Below are 4,752 nucleotides of genomic sequence, written 5' to 3'. Positions count from 1 at the left end.
GGCTGGCTTTTGCATCTTTACCAAGCACTCAAACGGACGCTTCAAAATTCAACTGTATTTTGATCACCAACTGCGGGTGATGAGGCAGGATACGATCAGGTGGGGACGGAGTCTAACCGTGACTTGCTGGGGCGCTTACCTTTGTGCTTCTCAAGAAAGTCCGCCGGAGCGGAATAGTTCCATACTTGGGTACCATCTGCTAATTGTCCAACATGATAGTTTGCCGGGTTGAACTTGCAAATCAGAGCTTCAAGTTGAGGATCTGGTTGATCGTTAACCTCTTCCCAGCTAGATCTCGCCTTGCCAAAAAAATCAGTCATGTCCGGAATATTTAGAAGAATGTGAATTGCCCATTGCTCCAACGAAGTCTTGCGATGATCCATTCCAAACCATTTCAGAGCAAGGTTAGCCATGTATCGATCCTGGCCGGACCATGAGATCATGGAGGTCATCCCTGTCCGATTCTGTAGCAAGAAATGCTGATCCCACCAAATAATGTTCGGTACGATCAAGAGTCCGCGCAGCTTTTTAACTAGAAGTTTGGGACTGTATTTTGCGACTGAGACTAAAACACCAATTAAAGCTAGGGAGGTACTCTTCTGAACAATTTGATCAATCCAAAGATCAATGTTCTCTTTGGCGTCAATTTTTTCATACAGCCACTTTTCGGAGGCCATTAAAAAGGCGACTACTATATCTGGGCAATTTGCCAAATCCATCGCCCAGAGAAATACCTGGGAATCACCTCGCCAGAATTTCTTGGTGCCATTTATTTCGATATCAAATCCGAATACCTCATGCTGCCTTTTCTTTTCTCTCTCTGCCCATCGATCTGTGACTAGCTTTACAAGTGAGATCAATGCATCCAGTGATTGCTGTGGCGCTGCTCTAAAGAAATTTAAAAAAGGACAACTTGAATAAAGAGGCGGATAGAACTGTCGAGTATAAGCAGTGCCAAAGCGTTCATCTATCCGCCAACCACTATCATAAATATCCTCATACTCTTGGGGTTCTTCTATTATCGCTGCAAGAAGAAGTCTAGCTGCGAGCGAAGAATTGTACTTTATGATGTATATGAAATTTTGAGAATTCAAACAGACCGTCTGAAATTCTTGATCCCTTTCGAACTGGGGGCCGTTAGGCAAAACATTCTTTTCTATTCTTCTACGAGTTACGATAGACTTGATTGGAGGTGGCGCTTTTGATTTTGATTGAACAACTGGTGCCTTAGGACGTTCGATACCATCTTCGCGTAGCCCAATAAGTTTCAGACATAGATCTTCAATCTCGTTTGGAAGGTCGGGATAGGCCGCCAAAAGCGCCTGATAACATTTCTTATCAACGTCGTCCCGAACCAAACTGAGTCCAGGACCTCTCTTGAACTCGAAAATCCATTTCGCGGACGCGTATATGATTTTGGCGGCCGCTTCACGAAACGGAAAATCGTTTGGAGTGAATGTTAGCCATTTCTCAGCAATTTGAGCCATCTGAACTCTACCGCCGCTAGCGTCTTCAATATTGTCGGCAAGAAAAATTAGGAGACTGGGCCAATATGCATACAAGGGAACTCTGTTGATTTGAGCTGCTGTCAGCTCATCTAACTCAAGTTCTGTCCGCATGCTCATTACCTGAGGATTTGGAGCGGTAGCATACGCCAAAAACCGCTCCAAAAATCTATGCAACACTTTCAGACTGTCAGAGAAAAGTAATTCCTGGATGGTTACTAGAATTGAACCTTGATTAAGAGCGGTGATTGCAATGTCGAGAAATAGATCGACAAGAACATCGTCTCCGCTTTCCTTTAGCGACGTAACATCCTTCTTCCAGCTATCGAATCCATCTGTTTCCAAGATTTCAAGTGATGCGAGCCTGATTGCTTGGTGCCAGTAAATGTTATTTTTGCGTTGGACGATTTCCTGGAGGGTCCTTACTCTTTGCGAGAGAAGAAAACGCTGCCGAATCCAATCACCATATAGATCATGGGAGAACCTTACCCAACCATCTTGAGCTTTAAGAACTCCGTCTCTAACTAGAGAATCAATCAACTGAAACTCTGAATCGATTAAGTCTTTAATTGGTGAGAGAAAGTTATTTGCATCCGCCTGCTCAACTGCCAACTTAGTGAGCAAAACCTGTTTCTGATTTGCACTTCCGTCGCTATATATATTCCAAAAACCTCTAATTAAGACCGGCTCGCTAATAGCCTTGCTTGTAACGAGCGACGATCTTTCTGCCATCTGAATTGCGAGATCAAGGTATTTGGGGTTCTTAAGAATCTCGCGTGTAGGACCGTGCTTCAAAATGCCTGAAAGGTTTGGCTTTTCCTTTGAAACGAAGTCCAGCTCGGCCTTTTCAAAGTAGGGTGCAGAAATGACGTTAAAGGCTACGTTTTGACTCGATAGCGTCCCAACCAGTGTTTTCCATATTTGGTCTTGCGAGCTAATCACGCAGAGATGGCGATTGCCAGAATCCCTTTGAAATTTTATCAAAAAGGATTTTAGTAAATCGCGTTCTTCAAATCCAGTGAGGCGGTCTATGGCATCGATCACCACAATTTGTTCACTCGGGCCGTATTTGAGAATATCGAACAAATCGTTTTGCAGGCCCAGTAGAGCATTAAGTTCAACTAGACTTCTCGCTTTGAAAAGTGAAGAGGGTAACCAAATGATTTGCTTTTCAGAGCTTCTAGTCCATTGCTTCAATAGAACTGATTTTCCGACACCAGATTCGCCAATCAAAGCATTAATCTGTCCTTTTATGAACTGACATGTGAAGTTAGTCGTTCTCTCAATAGAAAGGTCGCTGCCTATAGTGGACTTTATTTTCTCTGTTTCGGTTTCGTAGTTATCTTTAAACTTCTTCAAGTCAGAGTCTAAGTGGCGTTGACCTTTAATTTCAAAGGAACTTAGCTCAGCAATTAAATGCTGAAAATTGATCTCGCCGGAAACCGAGCGAGAAGTTTTCGTCATGTGTTGGAGTTTGATCCAAAGTTCATTTGGATCGCTCTTGGACAACGCAGCAGTTAGGTTGCTGAGCGCTTGCGTGAGCAAAGGTGAAGTTGGATCATCAAGATTCACATCGATGTGTATCAGTCGATCAATGACTTCGGCCCGTTGAGTTGTACAGCTCAGGGACGAAGGCTTAATGAAGCTTTCATACAAATCCCGAACGTTCTGATTCGTAAATTCTGGTTGCTTGATCTGAATGTCTAAATCCGGACCTTTATGTTTCGTCGCAAAATTGCGAAGTTTGCGATATGCTTCGATTGCCGCTGTAGATGTACCTGAAGTTATTAAGCCCAAGAAATCGTGTTTGGATCGAAAGGGATTGTCAGTTGTCTTACAAAACTGCTTCCACGCAAGTTCAACAAGATCTGCTGGGAACTTATTGGCGGTGATGTAAGAATTACTTTTAATCGAGAAGGCAAGATACTTTGAGATGTTGTCAGATTCGAACTCAAGAATGATATCATCAAATTCCCAGCCAACTCCCTTTCTCTGAAATTTGATGGTCTTGAGTCCCTATATCTCAGCCAAGTATGAGACAGTTTCTGCCGATAAATTAGTATAATGAAAGTGGCGGAAATGAGGCTTCATCCATGTCCCAGACATCCAAAGACAAAAAGCTTGTGGGTTCAGCAACTTCAGAATCATTACCTGAAGGCATAAGGCGCTCATTGGTGGACGATAAACCCAAACGGCGAGTATTCGAGCCAGAGTACAAACTCGAAATACTGGAACGGCTCGAAGAATGTCGAGGCAAACGTGGAGCGGTTGGTGAGCTTCTAAGGAAAGAAGGACTCTATGCGGCCCAGGTAGCCAAGTGGCGGGACGAAACCGAAGAGACACTTACCGGAGCTCTTAACAAGAAGCGCGGACCCAAACCGAATCTGGAAGCTAAAGCAGAAAAGAAAGTTGCGCAACTGGAAAAGGAACTTGCTCGAGTGAACGAGCGATTGCGGCAGGCGGAAGTGGTTATCGAAGTTCAAAAAAAAGTATCAGAGATCTTGGGAATCAAACAGCCGGACTTCGACTGGAAAAGCGAGAAAGAGTAAAACAGGGCGTAATGGAAATGCTGCAGAGAAGAGTATGCCGATCGTGGCTTTCAGGCTTGATAGGTGTATCCCGCTCCAGCATGAACCGGTGGCATGTTCAGGGGCCACTTCGGAAGATTCCTCGTCGTGCATCCAATGCCATGAGTTCAGCAGAAAGGCAGCAAATTCTCGATTTGCTGCATTCTGAAGAGTTTGTCGAAGACACGCCCTACCAGGTCGTTAGCAAGCTCCTGGATCGCGGAAAATGGCTTTGTTCTGTGAGTTCCATGTACCGGGTGCTTGGCGAGGCCAAAGAGTTAAAGGACCGTCGTGACCAGCGTCGTCATCCGAAGTATCACAAACCCGTGTTGAGTGCGACGGGACCCAATCAGCTTTGGAGCTGGGACATAACGCGCCTTCCGGGGGAGATAAAGGGAAAATATTATTTTCTCTACGTGATGATCGATGTATTCAGTCGCTATGTTGTGGGCTGGATGATCACGCATGAAGAAAATTCTGATAGAGCTCAACACTTTATCCGCGAAGCCATTCGCCAACAAGGAATTGAAGAGTCGAATCAGTTGACGATTCATTCCGATCGTGGTAGCCCTATGACTGCGAGTAACACTGTTGAGCTTCTTGCTGTACTTGGCCTCGCACAGAGTTTTGCACGACCGAGGGTAAGCGATGATAACCCGTTTTCTGAGGCTCAGTTCAAA

At 44.7% G+C, this 4,752-nt stretch carries 3 protein-coding genes; 2 read left to right on the top strand and 1 reads right to left on the bottom strand.

Annotated features, from left to right (window positions below):
• Positions 1-95 precede the first annotated feature (95 nt).
• Entirely contained in the window at positions 96-3,302 is a 3,207-nt protein-coding gene (locus VE944_RS23555; RefSeq protein WP_324982714.1) for an NACHT domain-containing protein, read from the bottom strand.
• Positions 3,303-3,598: 296 nt separating this feature from the next.
• On the opposite strand from VE944_RS23555, the gene VE944_RS23550 reads away from it, so the two are divergent.
• Complete coding sequence (locus VE944_RS23550) at positions 3,599-4,054, top strand: hypothetical protein (protein WP_324982711.1); 456 nt, start codon at positions 3,599-3,601, stop codon at positions 4,052-4,054.
• 140 nt (positions 4,055-4,194) lie between these two features.
• The coding region (locus tag VE944_RS23545) for a DDE-type integrase/transposase/recombinase (RefSeq protein WP_324982708.1) at positions 4,195-4,752 on the top strand (558 nt) is incomplete at its 3' end.

The sequence above is a fragment of the Nostoc sp. genome, assembly GCF_035638895.1.
GTDB lineage: Bacteria > Cyanobacteriota > Cyanobacteriia > Cyanobacteriales > Nostocaceae > Nostoc.
The sequence above is the reverse complement of the archived record's forward strand: the minus strand, read 5'-3'. Positions and strand labels throughout refer to the sequence as shown.